Source organism: Thalassospira sp. GO-4 (assembly GCF_023588965.1).
GTDB classification, from domain to species: Bacteria; Pseudomonadota; Alphaproteobacteria; order Rhodospirillales; family Thalassospiraceae; genus Thalassospira; species Thalassospira povalilytica.
This window is the reverse complement of the sequence record NZ_CP097807.1, coordinates 3,681,537-3,702,627: the sequence shown is the minus strand read 5'-3', so window position 1 is coordinate 3,702,627 and position 21,091 is coordinate 3,681,537. Positions and strand designations below refer to the sequence as shown.

Here is a 21,091-nt window from a genome sequence, read left to right as displayed (position 1 = left end):
CCCAAAATGGCACTTGCCCAGCCCCCGCCTAGTTTTCATTGTCAGACAAAATTCCGGGTTCAGAAAATGGCAAAAATGTGAAATCTGCCAATACCCGGATGCCGCAGGGATGATGCAACAGTCTGGCTTCTTTCGAACTCCGGGCGAAGTTGCGTCGAACACGCCACGTCAAGGAGACTTGAAAATGAACGCGCTTCGGGGACAGTTGGAGCTTTGGCGGCTTCATCTTGCCGTTATCGTACTCGGCGCCATCGCCGAACTGATCGGTATTCAGAAAATTTCGTTTGGCATCGGGGCAATTTTGTTGCTGCCGCTGCTTTATGCCTTTGTGATGTCAGCGGTGCTGAACCCGAATGTCGTACCGGCACTCGGCAAGTTCATCCGCCAGAAAGAAGTCAAAGCCGCATCGCCCCTGATCGTGATTGCGATCATGCCGTTCATTGCGAAGTTCGGCACCACCATCGGCCCGGCAATCGAAACCATCATCGAAGCCGGCCCGGCACTTCTGTTGCAGGAACTGGGCAACCTTGGCACCATCGTTCTGGCCTTCCCGCTTGCGGTTTGGGGCCTGAAAATGGGCCGCGAGGCAATCGGTGCGACATTCTCGATCGCGCGTGAACCCAACCTGGCGATCATTGCTGATCGCTATACCCTGAAAAGCCCGGAAGGTACGGGCGTCATGGGTGTTTATGTTATCGGCACCCTGTTTGGCACCTTTATTTTCGCCATTCTGGCCTCGCTTTTCGCCAGCAGCGATCTGTTTGATCCGCGCGCACTTGCAATGGCCTGCGGTATCGGCAGTGGTTCAATGATGGCGGCCTGCACCGGGGCACTGACCGAAGTCGTTCCGACAATGAAGGACGAAATCCTTGCACTGGCTGGTGCAAGCAACCTTCTGACCTATGCGACCGGGCTGTATGCCGGCCTGTTCATCGCACTTCCGATTGTTGAAAAACTTTATAACGCGACTGCGGGCAAGAACGATCTCGCCAACGCAAGCAAGAAGGAGGCCTGATCATGTCCGATAGCGCAATCGCAATGGAACGCACCCGTCCGAACATTGATCTTGCCGATCATGCTGTCACCCTGATCATTGTCTGCCTTGTCGGTCTGGTCATGAATACGGTTGGTCCGGCCATTCCGCTGGCGGATGGCTTTGTCGGCATGGTGGTGATTTACCTGATCACCATGGTCGGCTTGCTGCTGACCCGTTTTGCACCGTTCTATCTTCCGAGTGTTGCCTGGATTTCGCTGGTCGGGATCGTTGCTACCCTGCCCTGGACACCGGGTTCGGAATGGATCGTTGCACAGGCCAAATCGGTCAACTTCCTTGCACTCGCGACCCCGGCTCTTGCCTATGCCGGTTTTGCGATCGCCAAGAAGGAAATCGAGGTTGCCAAACATTCCGGCTGGAAGCTGGCACTGGTTGCATGCCTTGTGTTCCTTGGCACCTATGCCGGTTCTGTTCTGGTGGCCGAGTTGATCCTGCGCCTTCAGGGTGCCTGATCACCTTCGAACACACCCCGTATGACCATATAAACGGGGGCAGCTTTGTCCCCGTTTATCGCGGATCAGGATGTGCCGCCTGGCAATGTCTGAACCCGCCCTTGATGACCCGCTATAGAGTATGCAGATGACTGACTCCAATCGCTCCCCTCATCCTCGTGCCACCCAACTTGCTGATGAGTTCAAATCCTGGCGTCAACATCTGCATGCTCACCCCGAAACCGCATTTGAAGAAACGTTGACCAGCGCCTTCATCGCGGAAAAACTGACATCCTTTGGCCTTGAAGTTTCAACCGGCATGGCAAAAACCGGTGTGATTGCAACATTGAAAGGCAACAAGGGTGACGGCAAACGGATTGGTTTGCGCGCCGACATGGACGCGCTTGATATTCATGAAACGACCAATCTGCCCTATGCATCCAAACATCCGGGCAAAATGCATGCCTGTGGTCATGACGGCCATATGGCGATGCTGTTGGGTGCCGCCAAAATCCTGTCCGAGGCCCCCGACTTTGCCGGAACCGTCGATTTCATTTTCCAGCCTGCCGAAGAAAACGAAGGCGGCGGACGTGAAATGGTCAATGAAGGTCTGTTCGACAGCCACCCGGTCGATGCGATTTTCGGCATGCATAACTGGCCCGGACGCGATGTCGGTACCATGGCGATGAAAGCCGGGCCGATGATGGCAAGTTACGACGTTTTTGAAATCAACATTGATGGCAAGGGATGCCATGCGGCCATGCCCCATCTGGGTCGCGATCCGATCACCGCAGCCGGTCAGGTCCTGCTTGCCCTTCAGACGATTACGGCACGCAACGTCAATCCGCTTGAAAGTGCCGTCATCTCGCCAACCCAGATTTCAGGCGGTGACACCTGGAACGTCATTCCCGATAGCGCAACCATTCGCGGAACCGTTCGGACATTCTCACCCGTGGTTCAGGATCTGGTGGAAGAACGGCTGAAGACCGTTGTAAACGCCACTGCCGAGGCATTCGGGTGCAGCGCGCGTGTGATGTATCAGCGCCGTTATCCGGCAACCATCAATAGTGAAGCCGAAACCGCAATTGCCCAAGTCGCGGCCCACAGGACCGTTGGCGAAGACAAGGTCGATCCCAATCCGGAATCATCAATGGCCAGCGAAGATTTCGCCTTCATGCTCAATGCGAAACCCGGCAGCTATGTCTTGCTTGGCAACGGGCCGACCGACGGCAATTGTCTGCTGCATAATGCGGCCTATAATTTTAACGACGATGCCATCCCTTATGGCGTGACATACTGGATCACGCTGGTGGATGAATATCTCGGCTCAGCCTGACGCCGGCAAGCCGCAGGGCCGTATACAAGTTTTTTCTTGTGCAGCTTTCAATCTGCGCGTTCAATAGCCGCCCTTTTCATTAGCGGTTAGACGGACATGAAGATTGCAATCGTGACACTTGACGGTTTTAACGAGATCGACAGTTTTGTCGCCTTGTCCATTCTGAACCGTGCAAAGGCCGATGGCGTCAGTGCTGCAATCACAGCCCCCGGTGACACGGTGACATCAATGAATGGTGTTTCCGTCACAGTGCAAAAGCCGCTTTCCTTTGTTCAGGAAGCAGATGCCGTGCTGATCGGAAGTGGCATCAATACCCGCGAACATATTGATGACGCTGCCCTGATCGGAGAATTGTCGCTTGATCCGTCGCGACAATTGATCGGGACGCAATGTTCAGGTGTGCTTTTCCTGTACCGGATGGGATTGCTGCCTGCAACCATCACCACGGATACCAAAACCCGGCCGCTTCTGGCGCGCACCGACACCGTGGTCGAAGACCGGCCGCTGGTTGCACAGGGCAATATTGTCACCAGTGGCGGCTGCCTGTCATCTGGTTATCTTGCCGGATGGTTCCTTGCCAAGGCACTTGGACTGGACAAGGCAATGTCGATCCTTGAAACAGTGGCCCCGGTTGGCCAGCGATCGCAATTTGGTAAACAGGCGCGCGAAATCATCGGCAAGCAGCTTGATATACCGGCCAAACGCCCGCTTTATTGCTAGGGCTCGGACCTGTTGCCCATAACGGTTTTTGCCAATTTTTCCGTGATTTTGACTTTGCATCGGCTTTGCACGTGATTACGTGTTGCAAATGCTTTGCCTTATAATTGCCGACTGAGTAGGCTAAACCCGAAATTCAACATGGTGTTGTTCAATACCTGACGGCACCGAACCCGAATTGCGGACGCAGGACAAGCCTTTGAAACGTCAACTGTTACACATCATCATCCCGATGACGGCACTTGCTCTTTCGGCCTGTAGCTCATTGCCACAGCATCCCGAACAGGCAGAATTCCAGTATCCGCAATCTGATGGTTTTTCGGGCAATTTCCTTGCCGGGAAAGCAGCCCAGCTTGAAAACCAGTCGAGCTATGCTGCGCAATATCTTTTGCGGGCGCATGAACTTGAACCTGCCAATGCAGAATTGCGTCGCCGGGCGTTTCTTGCCCTGATCAGTGATGGCCGGATTGCCGATGCCAGTTCAATCGCGACCGATCTGCAACGTGAAAATTCCGAAGACCTGTTTGCGGCACTGACTGTCATGGATGCCGCCATCCGCGATGACAGGTTGCAAGATGCAATTGATGTAGTATCGGAACTGCCGCAACGGGGCATCAATGCCCTTATCGCGCCATTGGCCAAGGCATGGCTGTATGCTGGATTGAATGAAAAGTCCAAGGCGCTGTCGGCATTGAATGAAATTCAGGGCAATGGTGCGCTTAACCCGCTTTCGGAATATCATCGCGGCCTGATCCTGGCCTATTTCGATGATTTCGACGGGGCCGAACGCGCGCTTGCCAGTGCCTATGGTGATCCGGCGGATGCGCCGCTGCGCGCGGCCGAGGCCCTTGGCGCGGTATTCGAGCGCAAAGGTCAGGTCCAGAAGGCCGCCCTGCTTTATCAAAGCTATATGGATCGTCATCCGCAGTCACTTGCCATGCCGTTCCATCTTGAACGGCTTAAGCGCGGTGAACCACCGCTTGCAACCATGTTGACGCCGGCCACCGGTCTGGCTGAGGCCTATCTTGATATTGCGACCCTTCTTAGTCAGGAAAATGCCGTTGATCCGGCGTTGCTGATGGCCAGATATTCGCTGTCATTGCGCCCCTATGACGACATTACCCGACTGCTTGTCGGCGAAGTGATGGAAATCCAGGGACGCTATGATGCGGCAATCACGATCTATGGCGCGATCCCGCATAGCTCGCCGCACAGCTGGAATGCACGCCTTCGCACGGCATCCAGTCTTGAGCAGATCGGTCAGGCCGAACGCGCGATCGATATCCTCGAAGACATGGTTTCCGAACGCAAAGACAGACCTGATGCGCTGATCCAGCTTGGTGACATCCTGCGCATTCAGGGGGAATACGCCAAGGCGGCCGATGCCTATAACAAGGCGATTGAACGTCTTGGCGGTGATACCGTTGTCGGATGGCGTTTGCTGTATCGTCGCGGCATTGCCCATGAACGGGCCGGTGACTGGAAAAAGGCCGAAGCAGACTTCCTACTTGCTCTCGAAATTGAACCCGAACAGCCCTATGTCCTGAACTATCTTGGATATAGCTGGGTTGATATGGGAATGAATTTCGACAAGGCCGAAGACATGCTCAAACGCGCCGTCGAATTGCAACCGGAAGACGGCTATATCGTCGACAGTCTCGGCTGGGTCTATTACAAGCTTGGCCGGTTCGAAGACGCGGTTATCCAGCTTGAAAAGGCTGTGGAGCTTAAACCTGATGATCCGACCATCAATGATCATCTTGGCGACGCCTATTGGCAGATCGGGCGGTATCACGAAGCCCGCTTCCAGTGGCATCGCGCGCTTTCATTCAATCCGACAGAAGAACTTCGCGCCACCGTCGAAGCCAAAATCAATGGCCAGGTGCCAAGCGTTGCCCCAATTGTCGTGAACTGATCAGTTCGGGAAGAAACATCCATGTCTGCGACCTATAGCGAACAGGCACAAGCAAAGATCAATCTGTTCCTTCATGTCACCGGCAAACGTGATGATGGCTATCATCTGCTTGAAAGCCTTGTCTGCTTTACCACGACCGGCGATGTGCTGAGCGGGGAATGCCGTGACGATGGTGCCATCAACCTGACCGTTACCGGTCCGATGTCGGCAAGCTTGGCGCTTGAAGATACCGACAATAATCTGGTGGTTCGGGCAGCGCGCATGCTTCAGGCAGAAAGCAGGACCGAACTTGGCGCGGATCTTGTCCTTGATAAACGCCTTCCTGTTGCATCGGGGATTGGTGGCGGCTCGGCCGATGCGGCAAGTGCCATCCGGCTTTTATGCGACATGTGGCAACTCGATATCGATCAGGACAGATTGGCGGAAATTGCACTGGCGCTTGGTGCCGATGTTCCGGTTTGCCTTCATGGCAAGACGTGTCTGATGTCGGGTATCGGCGAAGAACTTACCGATCTGCCCGATTTGCCGCCCATCCCGATATTACTGGTCAATCCCGGCAAGGCGGTCTCGACGCCGGAAATTTTCCGCGCCCGTGAAGATGAAGGTTTTTCTGTTTCCGGGCTTTGGGATGTCAGCCGCGTCTTCACAAGCGGCGCATCGCTTGCCGATGCGCTGTCGGAATGCGGTAATGACCTGACACTTGCCGCAACCAGCATCCTGCCCGAGATTTGCGACGTGCTGAATGCACTGGCGCGTGAAGAAGGCTGTCTTCTTGCACGGATGTCAGGCAGCGGGGCGACCTGTTTCGGGATTTACGACACCGATGAACAGGCCGAAAAAGCCGCGCGTGCCATCGCAGAACAGCATCCTGACTGGTGGATTTCACCCACCCGGATCGTGTGTCAGGAAGCGCGCGTTCTGTCAAATATCGGCGCATCTTTTCCCGACTGAGGCCTGGATAAAAAAACCTTCAAATAGAGGGTTGCACTCTTGTCGCGGGGACGCTATTTTCCGCGCCACACACGCTGATGGGGCGTGGCCAAGTGGTAAGGCATCGGTTTTTGGTATCGTGTACCGTAGGTTCGAATCCTACCGCCCCAGCCAAGACAAACCGCTTTGAGGTTTTCCTCAAAGCGGTTTTCTTTTTGGTCCGAAACGGGTGACAGTTCAGTCACCCAAGCAATCAATCAAGTTCGCGTTGGCGAATGGTGTCGCGGCCGGCCTGTTTGGATTCATACATCGCGATATCCGCGCGAGCGACAAGCGAATCAACCGTGTCATCAGGTTCGGCAATTCCCAGTCCGATGCTCAGGCTAAGCTGGAGTTCTTCGTCACCGGCATGGAAATCGGACTCGCGCACGCGATCGGTCAGGCGCTGAAGATATTTGAGCGCCCCGGCTGCCCCGGTTTCGGGCATCAGGATCAGGAATTCTTCATTCCCCCAGCGCGCAATGATATCCGTATCACGCATCAGGGCCGATGAAACCTTGGCGAACAGTTTCAATGCCTTGTCACCGGTATCGTGACCGTAATCATCATTAAGTTTTTTGAAATTGTCGAAATCCAGAAGGCCAACAACGAACTGCTTGCCATAGCGTTTGGTACGTTCGAGTTCGGATTTCAGGCAATCTTGCATATAGCGCCTGTTATAAAGCCCGGTCAGACTGTCACGGGTTGCAAGATGTTCAAGTTCCTTGCGCGCGGTTTCAAGCGCATGCAAATCCGCCACACGGGCAATGGCATGACCAAGCCAGGATGCAAACAAGCGAACCAGTTCGATATCTTCGCCGGTGAAGGGACGGGTCGGCTGCGGGCTTGAAAAGTTCAAGGTCCCGTACCGTTCTCCATCAACCATGATCGGCGCACCAAGATAGGCCTCAAGCCCGAAATTCTGATAGCAGGGGTGCGTTTTGATGTCACTTTCACCGACATGATGGAAACCGCAAACGTCATCGGCCTGAACCACATGGGCGCAATAGGTATTCCCAAGTTCAAAACTGGTCCCCGGCGTCAGGGCATTTTCCGGATGCAGGGCCTGCTGAATCTCGTATTGGTCGTCGATGATCTTGCTGAAAATGCCAATCGGCAGACCGAAATGCCCGGTTCCAAGCTTGAGGATTGCATCAACACGTTGTTCAAAATTCAAATCGCGCGATGACGTGATCCGGTGCAACGCACTCAGGGCGTTTTCGGTTGCCTTCTGGTGTGCTGTTTCATTGGCCGCCCCCGTGACCGCACCTTTTTGTTCTGTATTCATTATCTCACCAAACGTTGCACCATTTACCACCAAAGCCGCCCGTCGGCGATGGCGCGCATCAGAAACGTAGCTTTAGGCCAGCCCCCTTAACGAACAATTACCGGCCCTGCCCTATTAAGATTAGACCCGTATCATACCTGTGAATAGGGGTTCCGTCCCGAAGATCTGCATCAAACAACCAAGCCGGCCGTTTGGCGTGATCAGATATCCATCGCGTTTTTAAGGGCACGCACGCGATCAGGGGCCACCTTAACACGGCCCGCCCCATCTTCTTTTGCTGCGACATCGGCCTTGCACGACGCATGAAGCTCGGGCGCGCCGGATTTGTTCAGGATGTCAGCGGCATTCGCCGACGATACCCCTGCCCCCGGAAGAATGACGATGCGCCCGGCCGCACGTTCAGTCAGCGCCGCAATCCGGTCAATACCGGTGATGGCATCGGGTGCACCACCACTTGTCAATATCCGGTCAAATCCAAGATCGATCGCCTGTTCCAAGGCTCCGAACTGATCATGCACTTCGTCAAAGGCGCGGTGCAAGGTGACTTCCAAGCCAGCACATTCGGCCATCAGATCGCGCAAGATTTCAGTATCAAGCTGCCCTGCATCATCCGTTGCCCCAAAGACAACACCCGCCGCCCCGCACGCACGGGCCATTGCGATTTCGTGCTTCATGATCGCGCAATCGTTGGCGTCATAGCAAAAATTGCCCGGATGCGGACGGATCATGACCATGCATGGAGCCTTGATGTTGCCGATCATTGCCAGCGCCCCGGGACTTGGCGTAAGTCCACCCAGTGCCAGTGCAGAACAATATTCAATACGATCAGCACCCGCATCAACGGCCAGCACCGCGTCCTGAAAACTTTCAACACAAACTTCAAGTACCCGGGCTGCAACCCGATCCGGTGTTTCCGATAAAGTCATTTCCGCTTAAACCCCACCCTGCGCGGCTGACGGGCTTTGATTGGCATGCAGCATTGCCGCACCGCGCAGACCACCATCCTTGGCAAAATGACCGGGAACAACCAGCCGATCATCATAGCGCCCCAGCACACGGTCGCGAACCAGCCCATCGATCCGGGCAATCAATGCCGGTTCTGACGCCATCCCGCCACCGACCGGAATACAGTCCGGATCAATGACATTGACCATCAGCGCCAATTCGCGCGCCACCAGTTCGCAATAGATTTCAACCGAACGGCTGGCCACGGCATCACCGGTCCGCCAGGCATCGGTAATGTCGAAACTCGACGCAGGATTACCACCGATCTGACGATAGATATGTTCAAGACCACGCGCCCCGCCCCAGGCATCAAGGCACCCGGTTTGCCCGCAACCGCACACCACCGGTGCCAAACCGTTGCGAATAAGGGTACCGGTAACGTCATTGCCATGGCCCCATTCGCCGCGTATGCCGCTGCGCCCGCCGATGAATTCACCATTCACGACAATGCCGCCACCAACCCCGGTGCCCAGGATAATTGCAAAAACCGTGCGTGCATCCTTGCCCGCACCGCTGATGGCTTCGGCAAGTGCAAAGCAGTCCGCATCATTTTCAACCAGAACATGGCGGTTCAGAATTGCTGAAAGTTCGCTTGCCAGTGACCATCCCTTGATCGCGGGTATGTTGGCAGAAATCACGGCACCGGTCTGTGGGTCCAGCCCGCCGGCAAAGCTGATGCCGATATCGGGACGGTCGCCAAACTCACGATCTGCGTCGTCGATAACATCACGGAGGGTTGCGATGAACGCGTCACGGTCATCCTTTGGCGTCGGGGTTTTGCTATGAAGCAGGACTTCACCCGCCTCACCGAACACACCAAATTCGATTTTTGAACCACCAATATCAAAGGCGTATTGCATGGAGTTTACCCCGTCATCCTGATTGATATGGGGATACACCAGTAAGTGCCGGGCAGCAAAAAGAAACGGCACATGCCCGATTTGACACGTGCCGTCGAAAATTAAATATTCCGATACAATCAGCCGCGCAGACGGGCGGCAAGATCATCATATGCCGGCATCTGGTCAACCGGACCAAGGGCGGTGATGGTTGGTTTGCCATCGAGAAGCGCCTTGCCGGAACGGCGAACACTTTCAAGATCAACCCCGTCAATCTTGGCGACGATTTCTTCCATGGTTTGCGGGCGGCCAAAAATCTGGATCTGACGGGCCAGGGTTTCACAACGACCGGAATTGCTTTCCATCGCCATGACCACGGATGCCTTAAGCTGTGCACGTGCACGCGTGACTTCTTCTTCGGTCAGATCATCGGTCGCACGGACCAGTTCGTCACACATGACCGGCATCAGTTCGCCAATATCATTGGCCCCGGTCCCCGCATAGATCGAGAACAGCCCCCCATCAACATAATGCGACGAGAAACTATAGACCGAATAGACCAGACCGCGCTTTTCACGGATTTCCTGGAACAGGCGCGACGACATGCCCCCGCCCAAAAGGGTGTTGAACACCTGAAGGTCATAGAAACTGTCATCGGTGTAGGACACGGTCGGAAGACCGAATATCACATGCACCTGTTCAAGTTTGCGGTTTTCGATCCGGCTGCCGCCTTCGTATTTGAGCGGCTCGATTTCATGCTCTTCATAGGCAGGCAGGCTGTCGAATTTCTTGGCAACCATGTCCACGACACGGTTATGTTCGACTTTGCCCGATGCCGAAAACACCATGTTCTTCGGGCTATAGCGGCGCGACATGAAGTCAAACAAGTGATCACGCGTCAGCGACGATACATTTTCCGGACTGCCCAGGATCGAACGGCCCAAAGCCTGATTTGGCAGGGCGGTTTCCTGGAAATAGTCGAAAATGATGTCGTCGGGGGTATCGTTGGCCTGACCGATTTCCTGCAAGATTACCTGACGTTCACGTTCCAGTTCCTTGGCATCCAGTGTGGAATGCTGAAGGATATCGGCAATCACATCGATCGCCAGTTCCTGGTCTTCGTGCAGGACCTTGCAATAATAGGCCGTATTTTCACGCGACGTATAGGCATTCATCTGCCCGCCGACAGCTTCGATTTCTTCGGAAATCTGAAGTGCGGAACGCCGGCGCGTGCCCTTGAAGGCCATATGTTCAAGCATATGGGAAATGCCGTTGATATCAGGTGTCTCGTTACGTGCACCAACATCAACCCATGTACCAAGGGCGACAGACTGCACATGGTCAAGGCGGTCCGTCGCGACAATCATCCCATTGTCAAGCTGGGTAAGCTCGACTGTCATATAGCATTACTCCTGTTTTTCACGTCTTTCCCGATGTCTGCGTACCTTCAGGCCGCACGCCGGTTTTTACGGACATGCGCCATCAAGGCCGCCACATCATTGGACATGGGTTCGACCTTTTCAGGTCGGTCATATAGATCAGACAGACGCGGCGGCAAGTCCGGGTAGATACCCGATGCCTGCTTTACCGCGTCGGGGAATTTCGCCGGATGTGCGGTTGCCAGTGCCACCATCGGCACCGACTTGTCACGATTGCATTCACGGCCCGAAACAATGCCGATCACGGAATGCGGATCAACCAGTTCACCACTGGTTTCAAGGATGTCCTTGATTGCGGCCTTGGTCGCATCATCATCCAGACGGTAACCGTCAAAATGTTCACGCGCACGGGCAAACTGCCCCTGCGACATTTCCATCACACCGGTTTCACGGAACTTGGTCAGCATTTCGGCGATTGCCAGACCATCGCGGTCATACAGGTCAAACATCAAACGTTCAAAGTTCGAGCTGACCTGAATATCCATCGACGGGCTAAGAGACGGTTCGACACCTTCCATCTTCATGACACCACTTTCAAAGAAGCGGGCCAGAATGTCATTGCGGTTTGCACCAACAACGAACTGCTTGATCGGGAGGCCCATCTGCATCGCGGCATAACCGGCATAGACATTGCCAAAGTTGCCCGACGGCACAGAGAACGAAATTTCGCGTTCCGGCGATCCAAGCTGCACACCCGCCCAGAAATAATAGGCGATCTGGCACATGATGCGTGCCCAGTTGATCGAATTGACCGCAGACAGGCCAACTTCATCCCGGAAGCCGTGATCATTGAACAGCGCCTTGACCAGATCCTGACAATCATCAAACGATCCTTCGACCGCGATGTTGTGCACGTTGTCAGACAGGATGGTCGTCATCTGACGACGCTGAACTTCGGAAACGCGGCCCTTGGGATGCAGAATGAAAATATCGATATTTTCACGATCACGGCAGGCCTCGATCGCAGCCGAGCCGGTATCACCGGACGTCGCACCAACAATCGTGATGCGTTCGCCACGTTTGGCCAGAACATGGTCAAACAGACGACCAACCACTTGAAGCGCGTAATCCTTGAATGCCAGGGTCGGACCATGGAACAGTTCCATCACCCAGTCATTGGCACCAAGCTGCTTGAGCGGTGCCACGGCTTCGTGGTCAAACCTGTTATAGGTATCTTCAAGAATAGCCTTAAGGGCATCGTCATCAACGGTGCCCGCAACAAATGGCTGGATCACCTTAAAGGCGACTTCGGCATATGTCAGAGTTCGCAGCGCACGAATGTCATCCTTGGAAAAGGTCGGCCAGGTTTCAGGGACATAAAGACCACCGTCACGGGCCAAACCGGCAAGAAGAACTTCATCGAACTGCAAAACGGGGGCACTTCCCCGCGTGCTGACATAGCGCACTAGACCTGCTCCTGCATAAGGCGAATACCAGTTCCGTGCGTCCGGACACAAATCGCGCCAAAACACACTCCAACGCCTGAGTTAGTGAGGGTTTGGGCCAATATAGTCAAGGGACAATCAAGCAGGTCTGCCGTGTCATACGCATTATCGCGCAAGGCATGTCACATGGCTGGGTGATAAGCTGTCCTAATTGTCGATCGGAATGCCGTGTTCTTTCAGCTTGGCCTCGGCAAGGGCGGCACGCCGTACCACGGTCCGGTAATTGCCAAGCAGGATTCGCAGGATCGCCTTGATGAAACGGTCCGATCCCGCCATCTTTTTTTCAAATGTCTGGCGGTTGATCGCAATCAGCACCGTGCGTTCGGTTGCCCGTGCCGATGCCATGCGCGGCTTGTTATCAACAAGGGCCAGTTCACCAAACAGTCCGCCGGCTTCGATCGTGCCAAGAATGACTTCCTCGTCACCATTAAGCGTCTTGAAGACTTCGACTTTGCCTTCCTGAACCACATAGGCCGCGTTTCCCGGTTTGCCTTCCCGGAAAATAACCTGATCCATGGCAAAGACCTGTCGGTCCATGACCTTCTTGTTACCGTCGGTTATTCCCATGTGACTGCAATGCCCATGACGCCTGAAAAGGGATAAGGCAACGGATAACCGCTTATCATCATTCGGAAATCCGCCGCCGCAAAAATGCTAGCACATTACCACATGCATTCAATCGAATTTACGCACTGTACCGGCTGATCATGTGGGCCTTGAAGGCATCAACACCAAGAGCACTTCCGGTCGCATCTTGCAGGATTTCATCGGTTGAACGGCTTGATGCCTGGCTGTGGATATTCTGTTCAAGCCACTGCATCAGCGGACCAAACGCCCCGCGGGCCAGAGCTTCCGGGATTTCCGGATTGGCTTTTTTGGCAGCCGCAAAAATCTGTGCTGCCGCCATCGCACCAAGCGTGTAGGTGGGGAAATAGCCCCATGCCCCGGACGGCCAGTGGATATCCTGCAAGCAGCCGTCGCGATCATCGGGCGGCGTGATACCAAGCAGCTTCTGCATCATATCGTTCCAGGCACCCGGCAAATCGGCAAGCTTCATGTCCCCTTCGATCAGGGCACGTTCCAGCCGATAACGCAGAATGACATGTGCAGGATAGGTAACCTCGTCCGCATCGACCCGAATAAGCCCCGGTTCAACCCGGGTATAAAGGCGGTGCAGATTTGATGCACTCCAGGACGCATCGTCGCCGCCAAAGGCCTGCTTGAAGACAGGACCGGCATAGGTCAGGAATTCCTCGGACCGGCAGGCCTGCATTTCAACCAGAAGCGACTGGCTTTCATGCATGGTCATGCCGCGCGCCTTGCCCACCGGCTGGTTACGCCAGTCTTTGGGAAGCCCACGTTCATACATGGCATGTCCGGTTTCGTGCAGAACCCCCATGATCGCCGAGGTAAAATCATTCACATCATATCGGGTGGTGATCCGCACATCATCGGGGATACCGCCACAGAACGGATGGTGCGAAATATCAAGGCGCCCGTGGTCGAAATCGAACCCGACCGCCTTCATCAAATCCAGACCGACCTTGTTCTGGGTTTCAATCGGGAACGGGCCGGTGGGCGAGATCGGCTTTTCTTCGGCCTTCTGGCGTTCGATCACTTCGGCTGTAAAGTCGGGCAGGAACGCTTCAAGTTCAGCAAACAGGCTGTCGATCCGTTCGGAACGCATCATCGGATCATATTGATCAAGCAACGCGTCATAAACCGATGTGCCAAGGGCTTCGGCCTTGGCTTTTCCGGCCTCGATCGACAGATCAAGAACTTCCTGCAATTTCGGAAGCAGCCCTTTGAAGTCGTTTTCTGCGCGCGCTGTGCGCCATGCAACTTCGCAGCCGGTTTCCGCACGTGACATTTTTTCGACCAGATCAGCAGGGACAGCTGTGCCATGCACCCATTCGCGTCTCATTTCGGCCAGATTGGCCTTCTGCCAGCGATCAAGATCCTCGTCTTCGGCCGCCGCCAACAGGTCCCCCATATCAGGTGCATTGATCAGCTCGTTATTCAGAACGCTTAGCGTCGCAAGCTGTTCGGAACGTGCTTCTGCGCCGCCATTCGGCATGATCGCAGCCATATCCCAATGCAGCATTCCACTGACATCGGACAACACATTCATGCGACGAAAACGGGCTTCGAGCTGTTGATATGCTTTGGTCATCGGGGCTCCTGTGCGCAGACCGGGTACGGACAACACGCCTTTTGGTCTTTGGTAAACGGAAAATGTCGGGCAAGTGATACCCTGACAGCAGGGCAATTTCGGTGGTCAGTTTTGCGGCTGACCACCGTTACGGCATACACCGGCGATCAGGCAGCATTACCGTTGCTGTTGTCTTCTTTGTTCTCAACCGGGCGGCGGTGATAGAACACGAAGATCACAATCAGCGACAGCGCAAGGCTGTACCAGGTAATCGCATATTCAAGGTGGTTGTTTGGCAGTTCGACCTTGGCCTGCCCCCCAATCGGAAGCCCGCCGGGAACCTCCGTTTCGTCAAGTTCCAGATAGTATCGGCTGGCCAGTTCCGCACCGCTGTCTTCGGCCATGTGATCAACATCGACATAGAACCATTGATTGGCAAGCGCGTCGTTTTCGGGCTGTGCCCAGTGTTTGGTTTTGGGCAGACGCAGCACACCGGTGACATGTACCGGTTCTTCGATCAAACTTTCCGGGCGGGTTTTCGGATCACGATAATCGGTCGGAACCCAACCGCGATTGACAAGAATGATACGGCCATCTTCCTGTTCAAGTGGCGTGATCAACTGGAAACCGACATTGCCGCGCCGGGTGCGTGCCATCAGGTATTTTTCCTGATCATTCAGGTAGCGGCCTTCGGCAAAGGCGGCACGAAATGCCATGTCGGGATCAACAGCCGTATCCACCGGAACCAGGATCGGCGGCAATTCGGCCTGGGCGTGGCGCTGATCAATCAGGCCCTGTTTCCAGAAAAGTCTGTCCATTTGCCAGGTTCCAAGACCCAGCAGGATCACCAGAGACAATCCGACGCAAATTTTCATCGCCAGACTTGGGCGCGAAGTAAGTAAAGGCATTAACTGAAATCAGTCCTGTTGGGATGTCGATCTATGACGATATTGCAGAGCCACCATGAGACCTTTTAACGGTCGTAGCAAGACCAGTGTCACACCAACAATCACAGGGCCCCATAAAAGCGCGTGCAACCACAAAGGCGGCATATAGCGCATCTCCACCCAAAGTGCCATGGGAACGACCAGAAATCCGAGAATAAAGATCAGAAACACCGCCGGTCCATCCCCGGCATCATGTCCCCGCAAATCCAGCCCGCAGACTTCGCAACGTTCGCGAACGGTCAAATAGCCCTGAAACAATTTTCCCCCACCGCATCGGGGGCATTTGCATGCTAGCCCGGTCCGGATGGGGGAAATGTTTGGATAATAATCATCCATGATCTTTGACCCGGCAAAGCGGATCAGGGCGGCTTATTCGCCGCCCCAGATGTAAACGGCAAAGAACAGGAACAGCCACACAACGTCAACGAAGTGCCAGTACCATGCTGCTGCCTCAAGACCGAAATGATGGTCCGGCTTGAAGCCGTCCTTCATCGCGCGGACAAGGCAAACTGCCAGGAACACCGTTCCGACAAACACGTGGAAGCCGTGGAAACCGGTCGCCATGTAGAAGGTCGAGGAATAGATGTTGTCGGCAAAGCCGAATGCCGCATGGCTATATTCATAAGCCTGAAGGCACAGGAAGATAACACCAAGGGCGACCGTCAATGCCAGGCCCTGTACCAGGTCCTTTTTCTTACCTTCGATGATGCCATGATGCGCCCAGGTCAGGGTGCAGCCCGACAACAGCAGGATCAGGGTATTGAGGAACGGCAGATCCCAGGGATCCAGAACCTCGACACCGGCCGGCGGCCATTCGGTCACACCGGGGCTGAAGATCACAAAGGCGTTGTGGAAGAATGCCCAGAAGAAAGCGACAAAGAACATCACTTCGGATGCGATGAACAGCGACATGCCATAGCGCAGGCCGATCTGAACGACCTTGTTATGGTAAATCTTTGACTCGCTGATCACGTTGCTCCACCAACGGAACATCACAAACAGGATGCCTGCAATCCCGATTGCCGCCAGCCAGAAATCGGCCGGTGCACGATCCGAATGCATGAACATGACCATGCCACCAGTGAAAAGACCGGCCGATGCTGCCGCAACAAGCGGCCACGGGCTTGGGTCTACCAGGTGGAACGGATGTTTCTGAGCATGATCACTCATTCCTTGCCCCCCTCAATCCTTACAAAAGAAACTCAAGTTCGCTTTGTTAAACCGAGACAACAGCACCCGAAAACGGGGTCTGTCAGCCTCCCTGATCTTCATTCCCGTCCGCCGCTTCGACCGAGGCTTCTGCCTTGAAGAAGGTATAGGACAGGGTAATTGTCTTCACGTCCTGGGTATTGATGTCTTCTGCAATGGCAGGATCAACATAGAAACTGACCGGCATGTCGACGCGCTGCCCCGGTTCAAGGGTTTGCTCGTCAAAACAGAAACATGCGATCTTGTTGAAATATTGCCCCGCCTTAAGTGGTGTAACATTGTAAACCGCCTGCCCGGTGATCGGCTGAACAGACATGTTTTCGGCCATGTAATAGGCCAGATTATCTTCGCCAAGACGAACCGTGATCTCGCGCTGTTCCGGTTTGAACTGCCAGTTCAGGCCCGAATTCACATCGGCATTGAACCGCACCTTGATGGTTTTTTCAGAAACCTCGACCGGGGCCTCTGTTGCCACCTGTGTCGTGCCGCCAAAACCGGTAACCTGGCAAAACAGTTTGTAAAGCGGGACCGACGCATAGGCCAGACCAACCATCGCACCGACAACAAACACGCAGCTAAACAGGATTTTCCTGTTCTGCGCCTTCGTTTTATCAATCGGTTTCTGATCGGTCATCGTGCCCTGGTTCCTAGCTCATCTTCAAAATCGTGATTGCAAAAAACAGAACCGCCAGACCACCAAGAATGATCAGGAAGACAAGGTTCTTCTTTTTGCGCTTGGCAAGAAACGCTTCAAGCTCGGCCTTGTTATGCTGTGCCTGTTCGCTCATGCCATAAATCCAACCAGCCAAACATCTGCAACCATCGCCCCGAACAGGACAAACAGATACAGGATGGAATATCCAAACATCTTGTGCGGTGCGCGTTCTTCAGCATCGCGCAGCACGCGGATCGCATGGCGCAGGAACAGAAGCCCGGTAAAGGCCGCCGTCGCACCATAAAAGACGCCAAGCAACCCGGTTGCCACCGGAACGAACGTTACCGGCAACAGCAAAAGGGTATAGATCAGCATCTGCTTTTTGGTTGCCGCTTCACCGGCGACCACCGGCATCATCGGCACACCGACCTTTGCGTAGTCACCGCAACGGAACAGGGCCAGGGCCCAGAAATGCGGCGGCGTCCACATAAAGATAATCATAAACAGCGCAATCGAATTCAGATCGATCCCGCCTGTCACCGACGCCCAGCCGATCATCGGGGGGAATGCCCCGGCGGCACCGCCAATGACGATATTCTGTGGTGTGCTGCGTTTCAGCCACATGGTGTAAACGAACACGTAGAACGCAATCGACACCGCCAGCAAAACAGCAGCCGCAATATTGATGGCAACCGCCATCACGGTTACCGAAACAATCGACAGCGCAATGCCCAGTGACAGGGCTTCGTCTGCCGGAACCCGCCCGGCCGGGATGGGCCGGTTCTGGGTGCGTTTCATGTGGATATCGATGTCGCGGTCGTACCACATGTTAATCGAAGCAGCCGCACCGCTGGCAACAGCGATACAGGCGATTGCGACGAGTCCCAAAAACGGATGAATGGAACCCGGGGCAATCAACAGACCAACAGCACCGGTGAAAACCACAAGGGTCATCACACCGGGTTTCAGCAACGCTATATAGTCGCGCACCTCGGAAATCGGCAGCTGAGCTGCGTTTTCAAGCGCAAGGGTCTGGTCGGCAACCTGCTTGGTCATGGAACTCTGGTCTTCTCTTTTTGGGGCGGTAAGGCGCCCCCCGCAAAGCGCGGTTTGCGGGGGACTTAAACCAGTGTCACTTACTTGATACGCGGCAGTTCGTCAAAGGTATGGAACGGCGGCGGCGAACTGACGGTCCATTCCAGGGTATCTGCCCCTTCGCCATACGGGTTTGCTTCGGCTTTCTTGCCACGGATGAAGGCATGCGCCACCACACCGAGGAAGAAGATGGTTGAAGCAAAGGAAATATAGGCACCGTAAGACGATACAAGGTTCCAGCCTGCGAACGCATCCGGGTAGTCGGCATAACGGCGTGGCATGCCGGCAAGGCCCAGGAAGTGCTGCGGGAAGAAGGTCAGGTTGACGCCGATGAAGAAGAGCCAGAAATGGATCTTCGCACCAAGGTCGGAAATCTCGTATCCCGACATTTTGCTGAACCAGTAATAGAAACCGGCAAAGATCGAGAAGACCGCACCAAGCGACAGAACATAGTGGAAGTGCGCCACAACGAAATAGGTGTCATGCAGCGGCAAATCCATGCCCGAGTTGGCCAGCATCACACCTGTCACACCGCCCACAGTGAACAGGAAGATAAAGCCGATCGCCCAAAGCATCGGCGCCCGCAAGGTGATGGAACCACCCCACATGGTCGCGATCCACGAGAAAATCTTGACCCCTGTCGGCACCGCAATCACCATCGTTGCCGCGGTGAAATATGCACGGGTGTCAACATCCATGCCAACCGTATACATGTGGTGCGCCCACACGATAAAGCCGACAACACCAATCGCAACCATCGCATAAGCCATGCCGAGATAACCAAAGACCGGCTTGCGCGAGAAGGTCGAAATGATGTGGCTGATGATGCCGAAGCCCGGCAGGATCATGATATAAACTTCCGGATGCCCGAAGAACCAGAACAGGTGCTGATACAGGATCGGGTCACCGCCGCCGGCCGGATTGAAGAAGTCCGTGCCAAAGTTACGGTCGGTCAGAAGCATGGTAATCGCGCCACCCAGAACCGGCACCGCCAGCAGAAGCAGGAATGCTGTGACCAGCATCGCCCAGGCAAACAGCGGCATCTTGTGCAGGGTCATGCCCGGCGCACGCATGTTGAAAATGGTGGTGATGAAGTTCACCGCACCAAGGATCGAGCTGGCCCCTGCAAGGTGCAGGGCAAAGATCGCCATATCCACCGATGCATCGGGATGTCCGAGAACACCCGAAAGCGGCGGATAAACCGTCCAGCCGGTACCCGCGCCACTGCCAACCACAGCCGACAGCATCAGCAGGATAAAGGCCGGAACAATCAGCCAGAACGAAATGTTGTTCAAACGCGGGAACGCCATGTCGGGCGCCCCGATCATGATCGGAACGAACCAGTTGCCAAAACCGCCAATCATGGCGGGCATGACAACAAAGAACACCATGATCATGCCGTGTGCGGTCACGAGCACGTTAAAGAACTGGTGGTCTTCAATGATCTGGGTTCCCGGATGCGCCAGTTCCATACGGAACCAGACGGAAAACGCGCCACCGATCAAACCGGCGATCACTGAGAAAACAAGATAAAGCGTCCCGATATCCTTATGGTTGGTTGACAGGAACCAACGGGTAAAGAAGCCGGGGGTATGATCGTGATCATGTGTGTCAGCGTGAGCCATCAATCTCTCCCTCACTCTGCCGATGCCACTGATACCGATGACGGCAGGTCAGCAGATGCGAACTGTTCTTGGGCCTTGGCTACCCAGGCCTCGTATTCTTCCATGGTAACAGCTTTGACCGCGATCGGCATATAGGCGTGGTTCACACCGCAAAGCTCGGAACACTGACCATAGAATGTCGTACCGGCATATTCGGCCGGGATGCGGGTCCAGGTTTCATTCAGACGGCCCGGTACGGCATCAAGCTTGATGAAGAGTGACGGCATGGCCCAGTTATGGATCACGTCATCGGATGTCATGATCAGACGGATATTCTGGCCCACTGGCAGAACAACCGGATTGTCGACATCCAGAAGGCGGTTCTTGCCTTCGGCGACAGCGGTTTCTTCGTCGATCATAAGCGAATCAAAGGTGAAGTTGCCGTTATCGGGGTACTCATAGGTCCAGTACCATTGCTTGCCGATGATCTTGAGCGTCAGATCGGCATCTTCGACACGGTCTGCGAAATACAGCAGACGGAACGACGGGATCGCAATGACAAGGAGGATAAGAACCGGAACAACCGTCCAGACCACTTCAAGAAGGGTGTGGTGCGTTGTTTTCGACGGCACCGGATTGCGTTTCGCACTGAAGCGGAAAAGCACATAAAGCAGCAGCAAAAGAACGATCACGGTAATGATCGTCATCAGCCACGTCAGCAAAATAAAGAATTCATGGCCTTCGACAGCCACAGGCGAAACCGGCTCCTGCAGCCCAAGCTGCCATGGCTCGGGTTGTCCAACAGCAAGTGCTGAACTGTCAAACCCGACGAGTACCGCCAATCCCAACAGAAAGATGGGAAATAGCTTCTTGATCGACATGCGAATCTGCCCCCTCGCATTACATCTCAAGGCGATATGCCTCAATCGTCTCTGCCTCTGATCCTGCGATGGCTGATCCGATATATATCGCCCCCTCTCAAGGACATTAT

Annotated in this window: 21 protein-coding genes and 1 tRNA gene; 7 read left to right on the top strand and 15 right to left on the bottom strand. The window is 54.7% G+C overall.

The window, feature by feature from the left end:
• Positions 1 to 184 precede the first annotated feature (184 nt).
• The 7 genes from M9H61_RS16950 to M9H61_RS16920 all read left to right on the top strand — a co-directional run bounded on the left by M9H61_RS16950 (position 185) and on the right by M9H61_RS16920 (position 6,557).
• Positions 185 to 1,015, top strand: a complete 831-nt coding sequence (locus tag M9H61_RS16950; protein ID WP_101245435.1) for a DUF3100 domain-containing protein — start codon at positions 185 to 187, stop codon at positions 1,013 to 1,015.
• 2 nt (positions 1,016 to 1,017) lie between these two features.
• Entirely contained in the window at positions 1,018 to 1,506 is a 489-nt protein-coding gene (locus M9H61_RS16945) for a hypothetical protein (RefSeq protein ID WP_101245434.1), read from the top strand.
• Between the two features lie 127 nt (positions 1,507 to 1,633).
• On the top strand, positions 1,634 to 2,821 hold the full coding sequence (locus M9H61_RS16940) for a M20 aminoacylase family protein (protein ID WP_250281814.1): 1,188 nt from the start codon (positions 1,634 to 1,636) through the stop codon (positions 2,819 to 2,821).
• 96 nt (positions 2,822 to 2,917) lie between these two features.
• Entirely contained in the window at positions 2,918 to 3,541 is a 624-nt protein-coding gene (locus M9H61_RS16935; protein WP_114112860.1) for a DJ-1/PfpI family protein, read from the top strand.
• Positions 3,542 to 3,737: 196 nt separating this feature from the next.
• Entirely contained in the window at positions 3,738 to 5,453 is a 1,716-nt protein-coding gene (locus tag M9H61_RS16930; RefSeq protein WP_114112859.1) for a tetratricopeptide repeat protein, read from the top strand.
• A 21-nt stretch (positions 5,454 to 5,474) separates the two neighbouring features.
• Positions 5,475 to 6,404: a 4-(cytidine 5'-diphospho)-2-C-methyl-D-erythritol kinase gene (locus M9H61_RS16925; protein ID WP_250281812.1), complete on the top strand. Its 930-nt coding sequence runs from the start codon at positions 5,475 to 5,477 to the stop codon at positions 6,402 to 6,404.
• Positions 6,405 to 6,482: 78 nt separating this feature from the next.
• Positions 6,483 to 6,557 (top strand) — tRNA-Gln (locus M9H61_RS16920).
• A gap of 79 nt (positions 6,558 to 6,636) precedes the next feature.
• Here M9H61_RS16920 and M9H61_RS16915 read toward each other — a convergent pair.
• From M9H61_RS16915 to coxB, 15 genes are all read right to left on the bottom strand, one after another.
• Positions 6,637 to 7,710, bottom strand: coding sequence for a diguanylate cyclase (locus M9H61_RS16915; RefSeq protein ID WP_101245426.1), 1,074 nt, complete (start codon positions 7,708 to 7,710; stop codon positions 6,637 to 6,639).
• Between the two features lie 200 nt (positions 7,711 to 7,910).
• Positions 7,911 to 8,636, bottom strand: a complete 726-nt coding sequence (locus M9H61_RS16910) for a copper homeostasis protein CutC (protein WP_250281810.1) — start codon at positions 8,634 to 8,636, stop codon at positions 7,911 to 7,913.
• Between the two features lie 6 nt (positions 8,637 to 8,642).
• Positions 8,643 to 9,575 (bottom strand): ROK family protein, encoded by a 933-nt coding sequence (locus M9H61_RS16905; protein ID WP_250281808.1) that lies wholly within the window; start codon positions 9,573 to 9,575, stop codon positions 8,643 to 8,645.
• 119 nt (positions 9,576 to 9,694) lie between these two features.
• Entirely contained in the window at positions 9,695 to 10,954 is a 1,260-nt protein-coding gene (locus M9H61_RS16900; protein ID WP_250281805.1) for a pitrilysin family protein, read from the bottom strand.
• Positions 10,955 to 11,001: 47 nt separating this feature from the next.
• On the bottom strand, positions 11,002 to 12,399 hold the full coding sequence (thrC, locus tag M9H61_RS16895; RefSeq protein WP_250281803.1) for a threonine synthase: 1,398 nt from the start codon (positions 12,397 to 12,399) through the stop codon (positions 11,002 to 11,004).
• 186 nt (positions 12,400 to 12,585) lie between these two features.
• Entirely contained in the window at positions 12,586 to 13,005 is a 420-nt protein-coding gene (locus tag M9H61_RS16890) for a cyclic nucleotide-binding domain-containing protein (protein WP_101245421.1), read from the bottom strand.
• 118 nt (positions 13,006 to 13,123) lie between these two features.
• A complete protein-coding gene (locus M9H61_RS16885) occupies positions 13,124 to 14,611 on the bottom strand; it encodes a carboxypeptidase M32 (protein ID WP_250281801.1) in 1,488 nt (495 codons plus the stop codon).
• 146 nt (positions 14,612 to 14,757) lie between these two features.
• Positions 14,758 to 15,465, bottom strand: a complete 708-nt coding sequence (locus tag M9H61_RS16880) for an SURF1 family protein (RefSeq protein WP_256469505.1) — start codon at positions 15,463 to 15,465, stop codon at positions 14,758 to 14,760.
• 42 nt (positions 15,466 to 15,507) lie between these two features.
• Positions 15,508 to 15,873 (bottom strand): DUF983 domain-containing protein, encoded by a 366-nt coding sequence (locus tag M9H61_RS16875; protein WP_101245418.1) that lies wholly within the window; start codon positions 15,871 to 15,873, stop codon positions 15,508 to 15,510.
• Positions 15,874 to 15,906: 33 nt separating this feature from the next.
• On the bottom strand, positions 15,907 to 16,707 hold the full coding sequence (locus M9H61_RS16870) for a cytochrome c oxidase subunit 3 (protein WP_101245417.1): 801 nt from the start codon (positions 16,705 to 16,707) through the stop codon (positions 15,907 to 15,909).
• An 82-nt stretch (positions 16,708 to 16,789) separates the two neighbouring features.
• Positions 16,790 to 17,380, bottom strand: a complete 591-nt coding sequence (locus tag M9H61_RS16865) for a cytochrome c oxidase assembly protein (RefSeq protein ID WP_101245416.1) — start codon at positions 17,378 to 17,380, stop codon at positions 16,790 to 16,792.
• Positions 17,381 to 17,393: 13 nt separating this feature from the next.
• On the bottom strand, positions 17,394 to 17,534 hold the full coding sequence (locus tag M9H61_RS16860) for a hypothetical protein (RefSeq protein ID WP_170310068.1): 141 nt from the start codon (positions 17,532 to 17,534) through the stop codon (positions 17,394 to 17,396).
• The gene (locus M9H61_RS16855) at positions 17,531 to 18,457 is read right to left on the bottom strand and encodes a heme o synthase (protein WP_101245415.1); all 927 of its coding nucleotides are present in this window, start codon (positions 18,455 to 18,457) and stop codon (positions 17,531 to 17,533) included. The genes M9H61_RS16860 and M9H61_RS16855 overlap by 4 nt, the downstream gene beginning before the upstream one ends.
• An 80-nt stretch (positions 18,458 to 18,537) precedes the next feature.
• Positions 18,538 to 20,121, bottom strand: a complete 1,584-nt coding sequence (ctaD, locus tag M9H61_RS16850; RefSeq protein WP_101245414.1) for a cytochrome c oxidase subunit I — start codon at positions 20,119 to 20,121, stop codon at positions 18,538 to 18,540.
• Positions 20,122 to 20,132: 11 nt separating this feature from the next.
• Positions 20,133 to 20,981, bottom strand: coding sequence for a cytochrome c oxidase subunit II (gene coxB / locus M9H61_RS16845; protein ID WP_250281797.1), 849 nt, complete (start codon positions 20,979 to 20,981; stop codon positions 20,133 to 20,135).
• Positions 20,982 to 21,091 lie beyond the last annotated feature (110 nt).

What these genes read in the sequence shown, in the direction of transcription:
- M9H61_RS16950 (WP_101245435.1), top strand. Translation starts at nt 185, where the DNA reads ATGAACGCGCTTCGGGGACAGTTGGAGCTTTGGCGGCTTCATCTTGCC.
- M9H61_RS16945 (WP_101245434.1), top strand. Translation starts at nt 1,018, where the DNA reads ATGTCCGATAGCGCAATCGCAATGGAACGCACCCGTCCGAACATTGAT.
- M9H61_RS16940 (WP_250281814.1), top strand. Translation starts at nt 1,634, where the DNA reads ATGACTGACTCCAATCGCTCCCCTCATCCTCGTGCCACCCAACTTGCT.
- M9H61_RS16935 (WP_114112860.1), top strand. Translation starts at nt 2,918, where the DNA reads ATGAAGATTGCAATCGTGACACTTGACGGTTTTAACGAGATCGACAGT.
- M9H61_RS16925 (WP_250281812.1), top strand. Translation starts at nt 5,475, where the DNA reads ATGTCTGCGACCTATAGCGAACAGGCACAAGCAAAGATCAATCTGTTC.
- M9H61_RS16915 (WP_101245426.1), bottom strand. Translation starts at nt 7,710, where the DNA reads ATGAATACAGAACAAAAAGGTGCGGTCACGGGGGCGGCCAATGAAACA.
- M9H61_RS16910 (WP_250281810.1), bottom strand. Translation starts at nt 8,636, where the DNA reads ATGACTTTATCGGAAACACCGGATCGGGTTGCAGCCCGGGTACTTGAA.
- M9H61_RS16905 (WP_250281808.1), bottom strand. Translation starts at nt 9,575, where the DNA reads ATGCAATACGCCTTTGATATTGGTGGTTCAAAAATCGAATTTGGTGTG.
- M9H61_RS16900 (WP_250281805.1), bottom strand. Translation starts at nt 10,954, where the DNA reads ATGACAGTCGAGCTTACCCAGCTTGACAATGGGATGATTGTCGCGACG.
- M9H61_RS16890 (WP_101245421.1), bottom strand. Translation starts at nt 13,005, where the DNA reads ATGGGAATAACCGACGGTAACAAGAAGGTCATGGACCGACAGGTCTTT.
- M9H61_RS16885 (WP_250281801.1), bottom strand. Translation starts at nt 14,611, where the DNA reads ATGACCAAAGCATATCAACAGCTCGAAGCCCGTTTTCGTCGCATGAAT.
- M9H61_RS16880 (WP_256469505.1), bottom strand. Translation starts at nt 15,465, where the DNA reads ATGAAAATTTGCGTCGGATTGTCTCTGGTGATCCTGCTGGGTCTTGGA.
- M9H61_RS16875 (WP_101245418.1), bottom strand. Translation starts at nt 15,873, where the DNA reads ATGGATGATTATTATCCAAACATTTCCCCCATCCGGACCGGGCTAGCA.
- M9H61_RS16870 (WP_101245417.1), bottom strand. Translation starts at nt 16,707, where the DNA reads ATGAGTGATCATGCTCAGAAACATCCGTTCCACCTGGTAGACCCAAGC.
- M9H61_RS16865 (WP_101245416.1), bottom strand. Translation starts at nt 17,380, where the DNA reads ATGACCGATCAGAAACCGATTGATAAAACGAAGGCGCAGAACAGGAAA.
- M9H61_RS16860 (WP_170310068.1), bottom strand. Translation starts at nt 17,534, where the DNA reads ATGAGCGAACAGGCACAGCATAACAAGGCCGAGCTTGAAGCGTTTCTT.
- M9H61_RS16855 (WP_101245415.1), bottom strand. Translation starts at nt 18,457, where the DNA reads ATGACCAAGCAGGTTGCCGACCAGACCCTTGCGCTTGAAAACGCAGCT.
- ctaD (WP_101245414.1), bottom strand. Translation starts at nt 20,121, where the DNA reads ATGGCTCACGCTGACACACATGATCACGATCATACCCCCGGCTTCTTT.
- coxB (WP_250281797.1), bottom strand. Translation starts at nt 20,981, where the DNA reads ATGTCGATCAAGAAGCTATTTCCCATCTTTCTGTTGGGATTGGCGGTA.